At 63.9% G+C, this 17,810-nt stretch carries 14 protein-coding genes; 11 read left to right on the top strand and 3 right to left on the bottom strand.

Going from position 1 to position 17,810, the window contains the following annotated elements; genetic code table 11:
- Positions 1-4 precede the first annotated feature (4 nt).
- Entirely contained in the window at positions 5-484 is a 480-nt protein-coding gene (locus ACOEQ1_RS12975; RefSeq protein ID WP_419759669.1) for a CBS domain-containing protein, read from the bottom strand.
- A 366-nt stretch (positions 485-850) separates the two neighbouring features.
- Between ACOEQ1_RS12975 and ACOEQ1_RS12980 the strand changes: the two genes are divergently transcribed.
- From ACOEQ1_RS12980 to fabI, 10 genes are all read left to right on the top strand, one after another.
- Positions 851-3,274 carry a phosphoketolase gene (locus ACOEQ1_RS12980; protein ID WP_419759670.1) on the top strand — a complete coding sequence of 808 codons (2,424 nt, stop codon included), beginning with the start codon at positions 851-853 and terminating at the stop codon, positions 3,272-3,274.
- Complete coding sequence (locus ACOEQ1_RS12985; RefSeq protein WP_419759671.1) at positions 3,271-4,302, top strand: class I fructose-bisphosphate aldolase; 1,032 nt, start codon at positions 3,271-3,273, stop codon at positions 4,300-4,302. Before ACOEQ1_RS12980 ends, ACOEQ1_RS12985 begins: the two co-directional genes overlap by 4 nt.
- Positions 4,303-4,304: 2 nt before the next feature.
- On the top strand, positions 4,305-4,913 hold the full coding sequence (locus ACOEQ1_RS12990) for a histidine phosphatase family protein (protein WP_419760693.1): 609 nt from the start codon (positions 4,305-4,307) through the stop codon (positions 4,911-4,913).
- A complete protein-coding gene (locus ACOEQ1_RS12995) occupies positions 4,913-7,414 on the top strand; it encodes a plasma-membrane proton-efflux P-type ATPase (protein WP_419759672.1) in 2,502 nt (833 codons plus the stop codon). The genes ACOEQ1_RS12990 and ACOEQ1_RS12995 overlap by 1 nt, the downstream gene beginning before the upstream one ends.
- A gap of 39 nt (positions 7,415-7,453) precedes the next feature.
- On the top strand, positions 7,454-8,920 hold the full coding sequence (locus tag ACOEQ1_RS13000; protein ID WP_419759673.1) for a sugar porter family MFS transporter: 1,467 nt from the start codon (positions 7,454-7,456) through the stop codon (positions 8,918-8,920).
- Between the two features lie 58 nt (positions 8,921-8,978).
- Positions 8,979-9,830 (top strand): phosphate ABC transporter ATP-binding protein PstB, encoded by an 852-nt coding sequence (gene pstB / locus ACOEQ1_RS13005; protein WP_419759674.1) that lies wholly within the window; start codon positions 8,979-8,981, stop codon positions 9,828-9,830.
- Positions 9,831-9,971: 141 nt separating this feature from the next.
- Complete coding sequence (locus ACOEQ1_RS13010; RefSeq protein WP_419759675.1) at positions 9,972-11,717, top strand: PHA/PHB synthase family protein; 1,746 nt, start codon at positions 9,972-9,974, stop codon at positions 11,715-11,717.
- Positions 11,718-11,721: 4 nt separating this feature from the next.
- Positions 11,722-13,140, top strand: a complete 1,419-nt coding sequence (locus ACOEQ1_RS13015; protein ID WP_419759676.1) for a bifunctional enoyl-CoA hydratase/phosphate acetyltransferase — start codon at positions 11,722-11,724, stop codon at positions 13,138-13,140.
- Positions 13,137-14,327: an acetate/propionate family kinase gene (locus ACOEQ1_RS13020; RefSeq protein ID WP_419759677.1), complete on the top strand. Its 1,191-nt coding sequence runs from the start codon at positions 13,137-13,139 to the stop codon at positions 14,325-14,327. The genes ACOEQ1_RS13015 and ACOEQ1_RS13020 overlap by 4 nt, the downstream gene beginning before the upstream one ends.
- A 12-nt stretch (positions 14,328-14,339) precedes the next feature.
- Complete coding sequence (gene fabI / locus ACOEQ1_RS13025; RefSeq protein WP_419759678.1) at positions 14,340-15,137, top strand: enoyl-ACP reductase FabI; 798 nt, start codon at positions 14,340-14,342, stop codon at positions 15,135-15,137.
- Positions 15,138-15,161: 24 nt separating this feature from the next.
- Here the strand turns inward: fabI and ACOEQ1_RS13030 are convergent, their stop codons facing one another.
- Positions 15,162-15,521: a hypothetical protein gene (locus tag ACOEQ1_RS13030; RefSeq protein ID WP_419759679.1), complete on the bottom strand. Its 360-nt coding sequence runs from the start codon at positions 15,519-15,521 to the stop codon at positions 15,162-15,164.
- Between the two features lie 285 nt (positions 15,522-15,806).
- Entirely contained in the window at positions 15,807-16,637 is an 831-nt protein-coding gene (locus ACOEQ1_RS13035) for a FadR/GntR family transcriptional regulator (protein ID WP_419759680.1), read from the bottom strand.
- A 106-nt stretch (positions 16,638-16,743) separates the two neighbouring features.
- Here ACOEQ1_RS13035 and ACOEQ1_RS13040 point away from each other — a divergent pair, with 106 nt between their 5' ends.
- Entirely contained in the window at positions 16,744-17,790 is a 1,047-nt protein-coding gene (locus tag ACOEQ1_RS13040) for an ABC transporter substrate-binding protein (RefSeq protein ID WP_419759681.1), read from the top strand.
- The last annotated feature ends 20 nt before the right edge of the window (positions 17,791-17,810 follow it).

The following is a 17,810-nucleotide window of genomic DNA, read 5'->3' on the forward strand; positions in this document are numbered from 1 at the left end:
CGGTTTAGGAAACGAGCGCCGCCTCTCTCACGACATCGGCCAGAGTGCGGACGATGTCGGAGCGGCTCACGACACCGACGAGTTTGCCCGCCCGCAGGATCGGAAGGCGCTTGACCCGGTTGGCCGTCATGACATCGGCAAGCTCCGAAACGGGGGTGTTCTCGGACTTGGTCAGCACCGGGCTGCTCATCAGATCTCGGGCGAGACGATGATCCATTTTGACATAATTCAGAAACTCGGGTGCAAGCTCATCGCCTTCAGCAAGAAGATCAAGCCACCAGGCGCGCCGCATCATGTTCGCGGAGCCGAAAGGCTTCATCAGATCGCCTTCGCTGACGATGCCGACCACATGGCCGTGCTCGTCACAGACAGGGACGGCGCTGATTTCATGCTCTGACAGTGTCGCTGCGATGTCCCGGACGGAGGCGTCGGGCGTCGTCGTCACCACGTTACGCGTCATGATATCCGAAGCTACTAGCGCCATGTCACTCTCCAATCCGATCGCTTAGGGGCGGCATCCGGCATTGTGGGACGCTCGGAAGCCGAAGTTCCAGCCATCGTCGTCTCACGAGCTTGGTCTGGTTCGATGCGAATGAACCCCTGCCTATATCGGCCGCCTCGCCTCCTCTCCAGCCTCGGAAACTACTGAACGGCTCCATGACGGTCGCCGCCATGATTGGGTGTGGATCGAGCACGCATCGGTACGGCTGCAACCCCCGTCGGTAGTTTCCGACCCTGCGCGCCTTCGGCGTCGCGGCGCTACTACTGGGCCGACCGCCGCTCCATCACGGAGCGAACGCCTATGCCCGCGTTCAGCCTTGCACACGAAACGACTTAAGGGACCACATCCATGGATCATCCCGCTCCGACGCTGCCTTTGGCGGACCATGCAAAGGGCCGCGAACCGACCGGCCCACAAGCCATCCTGACCCACGACGAGCTGATGCGGATGAATGCCTACTGGCGTGCCGCCAACTACTTATCGGTCGGACAAATCTACCTCTACGACAATCCTCTGCTGCGCGAGCCGTTGACCCTGGCGCATGTGAAGCCGCTCGTTGTCGGCCACTGGGGAACGACTCCCGGGCAGAACTTCATCTATGTCCATCTTAATCGCGTCATCAAAAACAGCGATTTGGACATGATCTATATCGCCGGCCCCGGGCACGGCGGCCCTGCTCTGGTTGCCAACACATACATGGAAGGCAGCTACAGCGAGATCTACCCGAATGTGAGCCGCGACACGGCGGGGCTCAAGACGCTGTTCACGCAATTTTCCTTCCCCGGCGGCATTTCCAGCCATGTCGCGCCCACGACACCGGGCTCCATTCACGAGGGCGGCGAACTTGGCTACTCGCTGAGCCACGCCTTCGGGGCCGCCTTTGACAACCCCGACCTGATTGTCGCCTGCATCGTCGGCGATGGAGAGGCCGAAACCGGCCCGCTCGCCACGGCCTGGCAGTCGAACAAGTTTCTCAACCCTGTCCGCGATGGCGCCGTTCTTCCGATCCTTCATCTGAATGGTTTCAAGATCAGCAATCCTACGGTCCTCGCCCGGATCGAGCACGAGGAGCTGAACCACTTCTTCCGCGGCTGCGGCTGGACGCCCTACTTCGTGGAGGGCGATCAACCCGAGAAGATGCATGAGCGCATGGCCACCATCCTCGATCAGGCGATCGCGCAGATCAAGCAGATCCAGACCGATGCCCGTTCCGGCGGTCAGACGGCGCGGCCACGCTGGCCAATGATCGTGCTGCGCTCGCCAAAGGGTTGGACCGGCCCGGTCGAGGTCGACGGCCTGCAGATCGAAGGCACCTTCCGCTCCCATCAGGTGCCGATCCTCGTCGATGCCGCACATCCCGATCATGTGGCTCTGCTGGAAGACTGGATGAAAAGCTACAAGCCCGAGGAGCTCTTCACCGCGGATGGCAGCCTGATCCCCGAGCTCGCGCAGCTGGCCCCCGTCGGGAACCGTCGCATGGGCGCCAATCCTCATGCCAATGGCGGCATCCTGCTGCGGGACCTGCATATGCCGGATTTCCGCCGGCATGCCGTCGTAGTGCCGTCGCCCGGAGCCGTTGCCGCGCAGGACACCCTCGTCCTCGGCAACTTCTTCCGTGACATCGTCGCACTGAACCCGGACAACTTCCGTATCTTCGGCCCAGACGAAACGCTCTCGAACCTGCTCGGCGCCGTCTTCGAGGTTACCAACCGCCAGTGGGAAGCGCCTGAAGTTCAGGACGACGAGTTCCTGGCGCCTCAGGGCCGGGTTCTCGACTCGATGTTGAGCGAGCATCAATGTGAGGGCTGGCTCGAGGGCTATCTGCTGACCGGCCGCCACGGCCTTTTCAACAGCTACGAAGCCTTCATCCGGATCGTCGATTCGATGTTCAGCCAGCACGCAAAATGGCTGAAGGTTACGCGGGAACTGCCGTGGCGGCGCAATATCGCGTCGCTGAACTATCTGCTCGCCTCGCACGTCTGGCAGCAGGATCACAACGGCTTCACCCATCAGGATCCCGGCTTCCTCGATCATGTGATCAACAAGAAGGCGGACATCGTCCGTTGCTATCTGCCTCCCGATGCGAACTGCCTTCTCTCGACGTTCGACCATTGCCTGCGCAGCCGCCATTACGTGAACGTCGTCGTCGCCGGCAAGCACGCCCTGCCGCAATGGCTGACGATGGAGGCCGCCATCGTGCATTGCACCGAAGGCGTTGGCATCTGGCAGTGGGCAAGCAACGATCAGAACAGCGAGCCCGACGTTGTCATGGCCTGCTGCGGAGATACGCCGACGCTCGAGATCCTCGCCGCCGTCTCGATTCTGCGGGAGCATCTGCCCGAGCTTAAAATCCGCGTCATCAACGTGGTCGATCTGATGAAGATGCAATCGGCCAGCGAGCACCCGCATGGCCTCAACGAGACCGACTACGATGCGCTGTTCACCCGGGACAAGCCGATCGTCTTCGGGTTCCATGGCTACCCGTCGCTGATCCACGGCCTGACCTATCGCCGCACCAATCGTCACATGGTCGTGCGCGGCTATATGGAGGAAGGCACCATAACGACCGCCTTCGACATGCGCGTGCAGAACGGTCTCGATCGGTTCCACCTCGTGCAGGATGCGGTGGACCGTCTGCCGCAGCTCGGCACGAAAGGCGACTATCTCAAGCAGATGATCCGGGACAAGCTCATCGAGCACAAGGTCTACATCGACCGGCACGGCGAGGATCTTCCCGAGGTCCGGAACTGGAAGTGGGGCCAGGTGTCGTGAAGAATCGCCAGCTCACCGACACCGCCCAGGCTCTGGTTTGCGGAGGGCGGGGTCTGCTGGCGATGGATGAGAGCAACGGCACCTGCAACAAGCGTTTCGCGGCCGCTGGGATCACGCAGACGGAGCCTTTCCGACGCGCCTATCGCGAACTGCTGGCGACGACGCCCAATCTCTCCACCTGCATCAGTGGGGCTATCCTCTATGACGAGACAATCAGGCAGAGGACGGCCGAAGGCGTGCCGTTCGCCACGCTGCTGACCGAAGCCGGCATCATACCCGGCATCAAGGTCGATATCGGTGCGAAGGAGATGGCCGGTCATCCGAGCGAGGCGATCACCGGTGGCCTGGACGGCTTGCGGGAGCGTCTGGCCGACTACTGGTCCATGGGTGCACGTTTCGCCAAATGGCGGGCCGTGATTGCGTTGGACGACAGGCTTCCGACCGCGGCCTGCATCGCCGCAAACGCCGAGGCGCTCGCCGGCTATGCAGCCCTCTGCCAGGAAGCGGGGCTTGTTCCCATCGTCGAGCCTGAAGTGCTGATGGCCGGCGATCATGATCTGGAGCGCTGCCGTCTGGTGACGGAGACCGTGCTGCACACCGTCTTCGACGCGCTTTACGAGCAGGGTGTCATGCTGGAGGGGCTTATCCTCAAACCGAACATGATTCTCCCCGGTCTCGCCTGCCCGATCCAGCCCGCCGCGGACGTAATTGCCGAGGCAACCGTCACGTCTCTGCTGCGGGTCGTCCCGGCGGCGGTGGCGGGAATTGCCTTCCTCTCCGGCGGCCAATCCGGTGAACTCGCCTCCGAGCGCCTCAATGCGATGAACATCAAGGCCAAAGCCTCGGGGTCGCGCATCCCCTGGCCTCTCGTCTTCTCCTTCGCGCGCGCCATCCAACGTCCCGCGCTTGAAATATGGAAAGGGCAGGCGGTCAATACAGCGCACGCCCAGCAGGCGCTGTATCATCGCGCCCGCTGCAACCACGCTGCCTTGCGCGGCGAGTATAGCGCCGCATTGGAAGCAGCATGACAATGGAACCTCAGGACCTTCGCATTTATCTGGTCCGGCACGGGGAGACGGCCTGGTCGCGATCCGGTCAGCACACCGGCCGCACCGATATGCAGTTGAGCGAACCTGGCGAGGCAGAAGCGAAAGCTTTGGCGCCATGGCTACGCGGCATCCATTTTGGGCGTGTGCTCACGAGCCCGCTACGCCGCGCGCGGCGTACCTGCGAGCTAGCGGGCCTCGGCCGCACGGTTGCCGCGGACGCTAATCTCGAGGAGTGGAACTATGGCAAGTTTGAAGGTCTTACCTCCGCTCAAATCCATCTGGATCGACCTGATTGGCTGATCTACCGCGATGGCGCGCCCGGCGGTGAGACGCCGAGCGAAGTGTCCGACCGCGCGGATCAGGTGATCGCCCAGATGACGACGCTGCACGGCAATGTTGCCATCTTCACCCATGGTCATTTCGGCACCGTTCTCGGCGCGCGTTGGGTAGGACTGCCCATCCTAGAGGCACAGCATTTCTCGCTGAGCACCGCGTCCATGAGTGTATTGGCGTATAGCCCGGCTCATCCTGAAACCCGAGTGATCGCTTTGTGGAACGCGAATCCCGCAACGCTTCGGGATGGCGGTTGATGGAACAGACGCTTCACTCGCCGGAGGCGAGCCAGGACACGCTGAAGTCAATGCCGATGGCGAAGCTGGAGACCCATCTGAAGTCGTCTCCCGACGGCCTCACTCAAGCCGAAGCCGCGAGGCGTCTGGCCGCTGACGGCCCGAACGAAATCCCGGAGAAGAAGACTAACGCGCTGCTGAAGTTTCTCTCCTATTTCTGGGGCCCGATCCCCTGGATGATCGAGGTCGCCGTCATTCTTTCCGGTGTCGTGCGGCACTGGCCGGATTTCTTCATCATCCTCCTGTTGCTCGTCGCCAACGCCACCATCGGCTTTTGGGAGGAGCGGCAGGCCGGCAATGCGATTGAGGCTTTGAAGGCGAAGCTCGCGACCAAGGCCCGCGTCAAGCGGGACGGCAAGTGGGTAACACCGCCGGCGCGGGAGCTTGTGGCCGGCGACGTCATCCGGCTTCGGCTTGGCGACATCGTCCCCGCCGACGCGCGTCTTCTGGATGGCGACGAAGTCTCGGTGGATCAGTCGGCTTTGACGGGAGAGTCGCTCCCTACCTCGCGGAAATCGGGAGAGGCGGTCTTCTCGGGCTCGATCGTCCGCCGTGGCGAGATCGGTGCCCTTGTCTATGCAACCGGCGGCAAGACCTATTTCGGCAAGACGGCGGAGCTGGTCGAGACCGCCGTCACCGTCAGCCATTTCCAGAAGGCCGTGCTCAAGATCGGCGACTACCTCATCATGCTGGCAGTGGCCCTGGTCGTGGTGATCATCGCGGTCAGCCTCTATCGCGGCAACCCGATCCTGACCACGCTGCAGTTCGCGCTTGTCCTCACGGTCGCCGCGATTCCGGTTGCCATGCCGACGGTGCTATCGGTGACGATGGCGGTCGGCGCCCGTCTGCTCGCCAAGAAGCAGGCGATCGTCAGCAAGCTCGTCGCCATCGAGGAACTGGCTGGTGTCGATGTGCTTTGTGCGGACAAGACCGGCACGCTGACGCAGAACAAACTCACTCTCGGCGATCCCTTCTGCCTGGATAAAGCGACGCCCGATGACGTGGTTCTTGCCGGCGCGCTCGCGTCACGCGAGGAGAATGACGACACCATCGACCTCGCCGTGCTGGGCGGCCTCAAGAACAAGGACGCCCTGAAACCCTACAAGGTCACCCACTTCCAACCATTCGACCCGGTACACAAGCGGACGGAAGCGACTGTCACGGGCGCGGATGGCAAGAGCTTCAAGGTCACCAAGGGTGCGCCGCAGGTCATTCTCGATCTTGCCGCACCGACGCCGGCTGCGAAGGCCGCGGTGACCAAGGCGGTCGATGACTTCGCCGCGCGGGGTTTTCGGGCCCTCGGCGTGGCCCGCGCCGAGGGTGACGGCAAATGGACGCTTCTGGGCGTGCTGCCGCTGTTCGACCCGCCGCGCGTCGATGCAAAGGCAACGGTGGAGACCGCCCGCAAGATGGGCGTGACGATCAAGATGGTGACCGGCGACGCGCTCGCCATTGCGCGGGAAACCGCCAGCACCTTGGGTATGGGCGCCAATATTCTCGATGGCGCCACGTTGGGCGACGCCAAGACCAACGAGACACCGGCGGTTGCCCGGTCCATCGAGCAGGCCGACGGCTTCGCCCAGGTTTTCCCCGAGCACAAGTTCCATATCGTGGACGTGCTGCAGAAGCATGGCCATATCGTCGGCATGACCGGAGACGGTGTGAACGATGCGCCCGCCTTGAAGAAGGCGGATTGCGGCATCGCGGTCTCCGGCGCGACGGATGCTGCCCGCGCCGCGGCGTCCATTGTCCTGACGACGCCCGGCTTGTCCGTCATCATTGATGCGATCAAGGAAAGCCGGAAGATCTTCCAGCGCATGAACAGCTACGCCATGTATCGCATCGCCGAGACGTTGCGTGTGCTCATCTTCATGACGCTCGCCATTCTGATCTTCAACTTCTATCCCTTGACGGCTGTAATGATCGTCATGCTGGCGCTGCTGAACGATGGCGCCATTCTCTCCATCGCCTATGACAACGTGCACTACAGGAATGCGCCCGAAGCCTGGAACATGCGCCTCGTGCTCGGCATCGCGACGGTGCTGGGATGCGTCGGGCCAATCGCGGCGTTCGGTCTGTTCTATCTGGGCGACCGGGTGTTTCATATCGACCGGTCGCATCTGCAGACGATGATGTATCTGATGCTGTCGGTCGCGGGCCATCTGACGATCTTCCAGACCCGCACGCGTGGACCCTGGTGGTCGATACGGCCGGCACGGATCCTCCTGATCGCGGTCTTCGGAACACAAACGGTGGCAACGCTCATCGCCGTTTATGGTGCCGGTCTTGTGGCGCCTCTCGGATGGGGTTGGGCGCTCGTCGTCTGGGGCTATGCCCTGGCGTGGTTCCTGGCGACCGATCCGGTCAAGCTTCTGGCTTACTGGGTTCTTGATCCTGCAACGAAAAAGCCGGTGAAACCGAGCCCGAAGCCCGCGGCGGGCGCCATCGCTCAACCAGCCTGACAGGCGCCCACCTTACAACTCGAGCCGGGAGAACCCGCCGTGACGTTACCTCTCATCGATCCAGCCGCGCGAGCGTTGCCCAAAGCTCCAGACCGCGTCACGTCGTCCTTGGAGCCGCCGGCCACCGATCAACACGTCACGCCTTGGCTCATGGTCGTGCTCGTCGTCGTTCTCTTCTCCGGCGGACTCTTCGGCTACGATCAAGGCGTGATCTCCGGCGCCTTGCACGGCGTCCGCCAAGCATTTGCGCTTAGCCCGCTCCTGGTCGAGGTGGTGACAAGCTGGGTCACGCTGGGCGCTCTTTTCGGCGCCCTTGTCAGCGGCGAACTGGCGGATCGGATGGGCCGCAAGCGAACCGTGTTGATCGCGGGCGCCATGTTCACTCTCGGGGCGCTGGTGCAGGCCCTCGCGCCAGATACGGTGGTGCTGGTTGCTGGCCGTCTGATCATTGGCGTGGGGGTTGGGGTGGCGGCCGTCGCGGCACCGCTCTATGCCGCCGAACTCGCCCCGAGCGCGCTACGCGGCCGTTTCGTGTCCGCCTATCAGCTTGCCATCACAATCGGGATCTTTCTGGCTTATCTCGTGGACGGCTGGTTATCGGACACAGACTCCTGGCGGATCATGCTCGGAGCCGCCGCGGTGCCGGGCCTGCTGCTTTTTGCAGTTGCTCTGGCGGCGCCGCAATCGCCGCGCTGGCTCATGATGGTCGGCCGCAAGACGGATGCCGCGTCGGAGCTTGGCCGCATCCGGCCTGGCGTCAACTCCCAGCACCATCTCGACACCATCGAGCGATCCTTGCGTGAGGAGGGACATAAAGCCTCCTGGCGCGAGGTCTTCGACCGGCAGTGGCGCCAGCCACTCCTGATCGGCGTGGGCCTCGCGGTGTTCCAGCAGATCACTGGCATCAATGCGATCATCTACTATGCCGACCAGATCTTCGCCTCGGCCGGGTTCGTCACGCAGGCGTCACAGACAACAGTCACCACCTGGGCTATTGGTGCTGTCAACGTCCTCGCCACCCTGATCGCCATCGCATACATTGATCGCCTGGGACGCCGCAAGCTGCTGCTCACGGGGCTTGTCGGCATGGCGTTGAGCCTTGTAACAGTCGGCATTGCTTTTCAGTTCATCAAGACCGCATCCGCAAGCGCTTCCGTGACATCCGGCCCTACGACGGCGGGGATCGTCACACTCTGCGCGTTAGTTTGCTTCATCATCTGCTTTGCTTTCTCGATGGGGCCTGTCGTCTGGACTGTCATCAACGAGATTTTCCCCGGGCATATCCGAGGCCGCGCCGTCGCTATCGCCACCGCCGTGAACTGGGGCTCTGCCTTCCTCGTCAGCCAGTTCTTTCTCACCGTCATCGGAGCGATCGGCAACTCGCTCACGTTCTGGCTCTTCGCCTTGTTTTGCGCACTGGCCTGGGTCTGGATTTACTTCCGCGTGCCGGAGACGAAAGGCCAGTCGCTCGAACAAATCCAGCAGCTCTGGGTGGTGAAGACCTGAGAGCAGGTCGCGCCGGTTACGGGTTCGCCTTCCCAGCAAGATGGTGGAGACAGCCGGCATGACACTGTTGACGAACGACAAGACCACGAAGGCGGCGGCGCCGATCGTCGTAAAAGCAAAGTTCGACGTTCACCATCATGGTGAAGCGGGGCCTCGAAGGACCAAGATCCATATCAGGAACCTCGACTTCTTCTACGGCAAGCTGCAAGGCCTGAAGCGCGTCACGCTGGAGATTCCGGAGAAGCGCGTGACGGCGTTGATCGGGCCTTCCGGGTGCGGCAAGTCGACTCTCCTCCGTGTGCTCAACCGCATGTATGACCTTTATCCGAAGCAGCATGCAACCGGCGAGGTCACCTTGGACGGCGAAAATCTGCTCGCCAAGCACATCAACATCATGCGGTTGCGTGAGCGCATCGGCATGGTTTTCCAGACGCCGACGCCCTTCGCGCTTTCGATCTACGACAACGTGGCATTCGGAATGCGGCTCCACGAGACGCTCACCCGCAGTGAACTGAAACGGCGCGTCGAAGACTGTCTCACGCGGGCCGGACTTTGGGGCGAGGTGAAGGACCGGCTCTCTGCACCGGCGCTCGGCCTTTCCGGTGGCCAGCAGCAGCGTCTTTGCATCGCCCGCATGATTGCGATGCGGCCGGAGGTGCTTTTGCTGGATGAGCCGACAAGTGCGCTCGATCCCATGAACACCGGCAAGATCGAGGATCTGATCGATGAACTGAAGCATGAGTTCACGATCGTGATCGTGACGCACAGCATGCAGCAGGCGGCACGGTGCGCCGACCAGGTGGCCTTCATGTACCTGGGCGAAATGGTCGAAGTCGGATCGGCGGAGCAGATCTTCACCAAGCCTCACTCAAAGCACACCGAGGCCTACATCGCAGGGCGTTTCGGCTGAGGTTTCGCACCGATCACGCTGTCATGGCAGCTGCCCCGGATTGATCTGCATCAAGGGCGGCAGAGACGGAGTGCGGCAGATGAGCAACGCACTCAAACGAGGCAGAGCCACACAGCTTGTATTGTTCAAGGATAGATCGCCATGCCGGATATGCCGATAATCGCACCGAGCGTCCAACTGCCGCCCGCGCCACCGCCACCTCGCCTGGCGACAGCCGCCGATCTCGACCGCCTCTGGCACAACTGGCAGAGCCGCTTCACCGGGGGCCGCTCGCCGAGCACGGTGAGCCTCGCCATGCTCGACTGGGCCGCGCACGCCGGAAATGCGCCTTTCCAGATGACCGAACTGTCGCGCGCGGGTTTCAGCCAGTGGCTTCGCCTCGCGAAGATCGCGGCCGGGCAAGAGCTACCGGTGGCGCCCGCGAAAGGTGACACCCGCTTTAGCAATCCGGCTTGGCAGCAGATGCCTTTCGGATTGCTCGTGCAAGCGGTTCTGCTCGGTGAGGAATGGTGGCAGAGCCTCGTCCAGGCGCCCGCAGGCATGGGGCCGCATGACAGGCGCATGGTTTCTTTCACCGTGCGGCAATGGCTGGATATGATGTCGCCATCCAACTTCCCGGGCCTGAACCCCGAGGTTCTCGCGGCCACTCGAGACAGCGGTGGCGCCAATCTCGTAGCCGGGATGCGCAACCTGATGCGCGACCGGACCTCGGGCGACACCGGAGCCAACACCAGCTTCAAGGTCGGCGGCAATCTCGCGACGACGCCCGGCAAGATCGTCTTCCGCAATGAGCTCATGGAGCTCATCCAATACTCTCCGGCGACGCCGCTCGTCGGCGCCGAGCCGGTGCTCATCGTCCCGGCCTGGATCATGAAATACTACATCCTTGACCTGTCTCCCCATAACTCTCTGGTGCGCTGGCTCGTAGGCCAAGGGCGGACAGTCTTCATGATATCCTGGCGCAACCCCGGCGCCGAAATGCGCGATACCAGCCTCGACGACTACCGCATGCGCGGCGTCATGGCCGCGATCGACGCCGTCCAGGCCGTCTGCGGCACAGCCAAGATCCACGCGACGGGCTATTGCCTCGGGGGCACCCTGCTCGCCATCGCCGCCGCCGCGATGGCGCAGGCCCATGACGAGAGGCTCGCCAGTCTCTCGTTGTTCGCGGCGCAGACCGATTTCAGCGAGGCCGGGGAGTTGCAGCTCTTCATCACCGAGGACCAGCTCGCCTTTCTCAACGACATCATGCAGACGCAAGGCTATCTGAGCAGCGCGCAGATGGGCGGCGCCTTCCAGATGCTACGCTCCAACGACCTGATCTGGTCGCACGCGATCCGCGACTACATGCTGGGCGAGCGCGACGCTCCTTTTGACCTGATGGCCTGGGACGCAGACGGCACCCGGCTGCCGGCGCGGATGCACATCGAGTATCTGCGCAGTCTGTTCCTTCACAACGATCTTGCCGAAGGACGTTTCCGCGTCGACGGGCATGTGCTGGCGCTCAATGATATTCGCGCGCCGATCTTCGTTGTCAGCACGGAGAGCGACCACATCGCGCCGTGGCATTCTGTCTACAAGCTGCACCTGCTGAATGATGGACCGATCACCTTTGTTCTCACATCGGGCGGCCACAACGCGGGCATCGTCAGCGAACCCGGACATCCCCACCGGCATTTCCGCCTGCGGACCAGGGATGTCGGCGGCCATACCTTCGGGCCGGACGAATGGGAGCGCGAGACGGCGCCCCGGGACGGCTCGTGGTGGCCCCAGTGGAACGACTGGCTGGGCCGCCATTCGGGGCCGTCGGTGGTGCCTCCCCAGATGGGTCTGCCGGGCACCGCGCCGCTCGCCGACGCTCCCGGCACCTATGTCCTGGAAGGATAACGCAATGCCCGACGGAACAAACGACCTCTTCATCGAAAATAGAACCTTTGACGAGATGACGATCGGCGAGACGGCGAGCCTCACTCACACCGTCTCTCAGCGCGACATCGATCTGTTCGCGACGGTGACAGGCGACGTGAATCCGGCGCATGTCGATCCGGCCTACGCCGAGACCGATATGTTCCACCACATCATTATCCACGGCATGTGGGGCGCGGGTCTCATTTCGGCCACGCTCGGCACGAAGCTTCCCGGGCCGGGCACGATCTATCTCGGCCAGGACCTGCATTTCCGGCGTCCGGTCAACATCGGCGACACCATCACCGCCACGCTGACCGTGAAGGAAAAGAAGCCAGAGAAGAAAGACGTGACGCTCGATTGCGTCTGCACCAATCAGGAGGGCGAGGCTGTCATCACCGGCACCGCATTCATCCGCGCGCCGACGACGCGGGTTCGCCGCAAGCGCGTCATTCTCCCCTCTGTGCGCGTCGGCCGTCATCCGGAGACGCAGGCGATCCTTGCCCGCGCAAGTGGCGGCACGCCGATCGCGACCGCCGTCGTTTTTCCCGTCGATGCGCCATCCCTGCTCGCGGCCCTCGATGCCGCGGCGGCTGGCCTTATTCAGCCAGTACTCGTGGGACCGGCGGTGCGCCTGAGGGCCGTGGCGCAGGCCGCGGGCTTGGACCTGACCGGGCTTTCAATCGTCGAGGCTGCGGACGCTCCGCAGGCGGCGGCAAGAGCCGTGGCACTCGCACGCAGCGGGGATGTCGCCATGCTCATAAAGGGCGACCTGCACACTGACGTTTTCATGCACCCGGCGCTTGAGGCCGACACCGGTCTGCGGACCGGGCGCCACATCAGCCACGTCTACCTCGTGGATGTTCCGGATTACCCGCGCCCGCTTCTGCTGACGGATGTCGCGATCAACATCCGGCCGACGCTTGGCGAAAAAGTCAGCATCGTCCAGAACGCGATCGATTTCGCCCATGTCATCGGCATTGTCCGGCCTCGCGTGGCGATCCTGGCCGCTGTCGAAACGGTCACCGATCGCATGCCATCCACGGTCGATGCCGCCGCACTCTGCAAGATGGCGGATCGTGGACAGATCACCGGCGGCGTCCTGGACGGGCCACTCGCCTTCGACAACGCCGTGAACGAGGCCGCGGCGGCCGAGAAGGGCATCGTGTCCGAGGTTGCGGGGCGCGCCGACATCCTGGTGGTGCCGGATCTCGAAGCCGGCAACATGCTTGCCAAGGATCTGACCTTCCTCTCGGGCGCCGAGGCGGCGGGCGTGGTCATCGGCGGCCGTGTGCCGATCATCGTTACCAGCCGCGCCGACAGCACAACAACGCGGCTCGCATCCTGCGCACTCGGCGTTCTGGTGGCGCGGGCGAACCTGCTCGTTCCGGGAGAGGTCGCATGATCGAGCGCGGAAGCATCCTCACGCTGAACGCCGGTTCCTCGAGCGTGAAATTCGCTCTTTTCGACCGCGCGGCCAATCTGCGCGAGACGGTCCGCGGCGAGATCGAGAACCTCTCCGGCGCACCGCATTTTCATGCGCATGATGGCGCCGGCAAGGTGATCGCGGAGAAGCGATGGCCGGCGGGATCGACACCCGCCTTTCCCGAGGTGCTGGCCGAACTCCTGACGTTCACGGAAGCCCATCTCGGCGCCGACGGTCTGACGGCCGTCGGCCATCGCATCGTCCATGGCGGTGCCGATCATATCGGGCCGGCGCGCATCACTCCGGCGCTGCTCGCGGAGTTGGAGGCGCTCACCCCGCTCGACCCGCTGCACATGCCGCTCAACCTGGCGCCCATCCACGCGTTGCTGGAGGCGCGGCCGGCTCTGCCGCAGGTTGCCTGCTTCGACACGGCCTTCCACCATACGCTGCCGGCGGTGGCGCAGCGGTTTGCCTTGCCGCAGGAGATTTCCGCTAAGGGCGTGCGGCGCTACGGCTTCCACGGACTCTCCTTCGAGTATATCGCGAGTTGCCTGCACCATCAGGCGCCGGCCTTGTCCCGGGGCCGGGTCATCGTGGCGCATCTGGGCGCGGGGGCGAGCCTCTGCGCGCTCCGCGACGGCCGCAGCATCGCCACCACCACAGGTTTTAGCGCGCTAGACGGGCTGATGATGGGCACACGCTGCGGCCTGCTCGACCCCGGCGTGCTGCTCTACCTGCTGCGGCAGGGGCATGATGTCGATGATCTCGAGGACATGCTCTATCGGCGCTCCGGGCTTCTCGGCGTTTCCGGCATCAGCGGGGACGTGCGGGTGCTGCTCGCAAGCGACGCACCCGCCGCGCGTGAGGCGCTGGACCTGTTCACCTACCGCATCGCCTGGGAAGCGGGCGCGCTGGTGAGCGCGCTGGGTGGGTTGGATGGGATGGTCTTCACCGCAGGCATCGGCGAACACGCCCCGCGCATCCGGGCGGAGGTCTGCGCCCGGCTCAGCTGGCTCGGCCTGCGTCTCGATGCACAGGCTAACCTAACCAACGAGCGCTGCATCAGCCTGCCGGACAGCGCCATCGACCTGCGCGTCATCGCGACGAACGAGGAAGCGATGATCGCGCGCCATAGCGAGACGATCATCGACCGCGTTGCGGCTTAAGAGGAAACCATCGTGACATCATCAGCGACTTCGGCGAGAGTGGCGACGTCCGGTCTGAGCGGCAAGCGGGGGCTGGTCGTCGGCATTGCCAACGGATCGAGTATCGCCACCGGCTGCGCGCGGGCCTTCGCCGATGCGGGCGCCACCTTGGCCGCCACCTACCTCAACGAGAAGGCACGGCCGTATGTCAGCGCCGTCACGGAGGCGCTTGGGTGCAGCCTGCTGCTGCCTTGCGACGTGCATGTGCCCGGTCAGCTTGAAGCGGTGTTCGAGCGGATCCGCTCCGAATGGGGCGGTCTGGATTTCCTCCTTCACGCCATCGCCTTCGCGCCGGCCGGCGACCTGCACGGCCCTGTCGTCGATTGCAGCGCCGAGGGCTTCGCCCTTGCCATGGATATCTCCTGCCATTCCTTTCTGCGAATGGCACATCTCGCCGAGCCGCTGATGCCGGACGGCGGATGCCTGCTGACGGTCACGTTCTTCGGCTCCGAACGGGTGGTGCCGCACTACAATCTCATGGGGCCGGTAAAGGCCGCCCTGGAGAGCGCGATGCGCTACACGGCGGCCGAACTCGGTCCAAAGAGAATTCGCGCGCACGCAATTTCGCCAGGGCCGATCCGCACGCGCGCCGCCGGCGGCCTCGATCATTTCGAGGATATGCTGGCCGAGGCTGCCGCTCACGCGCCGGAGGGGCATCTGGTCGACATCGACGATGTCGGCGCTCTGGCGGCCTTCCTTGTCAGCGATGGCGCCCGCCGGATCACCGGCACGATCATCCCGGTCGACGGCGGAGCGCATCTCGTCGGCTGAACGAGATGCGCTACCGCGTTGCTCTCACTCGTGGTCCAGATGCGTCTCGAGGTTCTCGAGGGCGGTTTCCGCCTCTTCGTCGAGTGGAGCCGGCTCCTGAACGGCGACGCCGGGCGGAACGGCATCTCCTGGATCGATCTCGCGGCTCTGGTACCTGCTGCGCGCCGGACGGGTGGGTTTGGTTTCGCGGAGGCGGGGCGGTGCGGCTGCCGCTTTCTTCTCCAGCGCGGCAACTTCTGCCTCCAGTTCGCCGATGCGGGCAGCCGCCGCCTTGGCTGCCTTGTTGGCCTCGCGGCTTTTAGCCCGGAGGGTCGCCACGAGCTGTTCCAGCTTCTCGACATTGGCCCGCAACTCGTCCTTGCTCACCTTCGGTGCCGGGCTCACCTTCGGTGCGCCGGGCTCGCCTTCGGTGCGGGGCTCGCCTTGCCCGTGGCGGTACTGCTGACGCGCGTGCGGGCTTTCTCTCGGGGACCGGGGCGATCGCCCGTGCGGACTTGCCGGTAGCTTTTTCGGCAGCTTTACCGACAACGCCCTTCGCCGAAGTCCCGGACTTGCGAAGAGGTGTCCCGGCTCTCGTGCTTTTGCCGGCTGTTGTTGCGCGCGCCATGGTTCTCACTCCTGATAGAAAGAAAGACGTGCTTGACGTGTAGGCCCGGAGTCCAGGCGGAGCTAGACGGAACGTGACAACTCCGATTGCGCGGGGTTCCATGCGAGAGAGAGGCGCGCATCCCGTTGCGCGGCGCTCAGTAGCACCCGCATGCGTCCCTCAGCTGCCTGCGCGTCACGCGCCGTGATGGCATTCAGCACGTCCTCGTGCAACGCGAGCGAAATCGCGGGCGCCGAGTTGTGCGCGCGCCAGTTCAGCCGGAACGAGGCGATCAGCGATGAGCCGATGAGCGCACCGAATGTCGCCAGGAAATGGTTGCCGGCCGCTGCCAGCACCGCCTTGTGGAAGCGCAGATCGGCGCCGACGGTCTTGTCGATGTCGTCGTTCTCCGCAGCGTCCGGAGCCGGGCCATTCCCCGCAGCACCTTGTGCCACCGCCATTTCACGTAGTGCCTCGCGCATCACGCCAACTTGATCCTCGTGGGCGCGCTGTGCCGCCATCGCGGCGGCGGCGGGCTCGACGATGAGGCGCGCCTCGAACAGCCCGTCGATGAACGCTTCGGTGGGCTCCTGCTCAAGATGCCAGGCAAGGACGGAGGCATCGAGCATGTTCCAGTCCGCCATCGGCCGCACCATGGTGCCCACCTTGCGGCGGCCGATGATCATCCCGCGCGCCGCCAGGAGACGGAACCCTTCGCGCAGCGCCGCCCTGGAAACGCCGATTTCAGCGGCCAGCTGATGCTCGGTCGGCAGCAGCGAACCTGGTGGAGGATTGCCGCCGACGATCCTCAGGCCGATAGCGTGTGCCACATCCTCGCTACGGTCACGCGGAACCGGACGCCGCTCGAGCGAGCGGGGGCGGCGAGCGGGGGTTGATCCCTTATTGTCAGACATAACGGTATTCATTAAGCTTCGCTTGGCTTCGTGTCACCAATATCATTGCGAAATCAGGCTGAGCCGCAAAGGCCAGAACCCGCCACCCGAAGGGAAGGAAACAACGATGACCCTCAGACTATCAGGTGCCCGCATGGCCGCCGTCACGGCGGCGGCGCTCGGCGCAACCTTTCTGGCCGGCCCCGTGATGGCGCAGAGCAATGGCAGCGCACAGGTAGTGGGCGAAACGTCCTCGGCCGTCTGCACCAATCCTGCTCCGAGCCACGCCTCCCTCAAAGGCATGATCGTCGGCTTCTCTCAGTCGGAGAACGAGCAGAACCCATTCCGCGCTGCCGAAACCAACTCGGTGAAAGCCGCGGCGGCCGATGCGGGCGTCGCGCGGCTTCTCTATACGAACGCCAATGACGACCAGGCGAAGCAGGTCGCGGACATCGAGAGCATGATCGCGCAAGGCGCGAAGGCGCTCATCGTGGCGCCGCTGAATGCCACCGGCCTGCAACCGGCGCTGGCTCAGGCTGCCGCCAAGCATATTCCGGTCGTCACCATCGACCGCGCGACCGCCGGCACGCCCTGCACCGATTTCATCACCAACATCGGCTCGAACTTCTATGTCCAGGGCCAGCGCGCGGCGGATGCGCTGGCGGCGGCGACCGACGGCAAGGCCAAGATCGTCGAAATCCAGGGCGCCTACGGCAACTCTGTCGAGACCCAGCGCACTCAGGGCTTTGCCGATGAGCTGAAGAAGTATCCGGGGATGACGATCCTCGCCGCGCAGACCGGCAACTGGTCGGCGACCGACGCGCAGCGGGTGATGGAGCAACTGCTTCTCGCCCACCCCAACGTGAACGCGATGTATTCGCATGCGGATGTGATGACGCTTGGCGCGATGCGGGCGATGCAGCAGAACGGCAAGACGCCCGGCAAGGACGTGGCGATCGTGACGATCGACGGCACCAAGGCCATCGTGCAGGCGATAGCCGACGGGCGTGCGCAGGCGGATGTGGAGACAAATCCGCGCTTTGGACCCCTCTCCTTCCAGGCGCTGGGCGACTGGTTCGCCGGCAAGCCTGTGCCGCAGAAGCTCATCATGAAGGATTTTCTCTATGATAAGTCCAACGCGGCGGCATCCTTGAGCAGCGGCCGCCCCTACTAGCCTCAAGCTTCGGAGTTCGA

The organism is Acidisoma sp. (assembly GCF_965199065.1).
Taxonomy (GTDB): domain Bacteria; phylum Pseudomonadota; class Alphaproteobacteria; order Acetobacterales; family Acetobacteraceae; genus Acidisoma.

What these genes read in the sequence shown, in the direction of transcription:
- ACOEQ1_RS13035 (WP_419759680.1), bottom strand. Translation starts at nt 16,637, where the DNA reads ATGTCTGACAATAAGGGATCAACCCCCGCTCGCCGCCCCCGCTCGCTC.
- ACOEQ1_RS13015 (WP_419759676.1), top strand. Translation starts at nt 11,722, where the DNA reads ATGCCCGACGGAACAAACGACCTCTTCATCGAAAATAGAACCTTTGAC.
- pstB (WP_419759674.1), top strand. Translation starts at nt 8,979, where the DNA reads ATGACACTGTTGACGAACGACAAGACCACGAAGGCGGCGGCGCCGATC.
- ACOEQ1_RS12980 (WP_419759670.1), top strand. Translation starts at nt 851, where the DNA reads ATGGATCATCCCGCTCCGACGCTGCCTTTGGCGGACCATGCAAAGGGC.
- ACOEQ1_RS13010 (WP_419759675.1), top strand. Translation starts at nt 9,972, where the DNA reads ATGCCGGATATGCCGATAATCGCACCGAGCGTCCAACTGCCGCCCGCG.
- ACOEQ1_RS13040 (WP_419759681.1), top strand. Translation starts at nt 16,744, where the DNA reads ATGACCCTCAGACTATCAGGTGCCCGCATGGCCGCCGTCACGGCGGCG.
- ACOEQ1_RS13020 (WP_419759677.1), top strand. Translation starts at nt 13,137, where the DNA reads ATGATCGAGCGCGGAAGCATCCTCACGCTGAACGCCGGTTCCTCGAGC.
- ACOEQ1_RS12990 (WP_419760693.1), top strand. Translation starts at nt 4,305, where the DNA reads ATGGAACCTCAGGACCTTCGCATTTATCTGGTCCGGCACGGGGAGACG.
- ACOEQ1_RS12975 (WP_419759669.1), bottom strand. Translation starts at nt 484, where the DNA reads ATGGCGCTAGTAGCTTCGGATATCATGACGCGTAACGTGGTGACGACG.
- ACOEQ1_RS12995 (WP_419759672.1), top strand. Translation starts at nt 4,913, where the DNA reads ATGGAACAGACGCTTCACTCGCCGGAGGCGAGCCAGGACACGCTGAAG.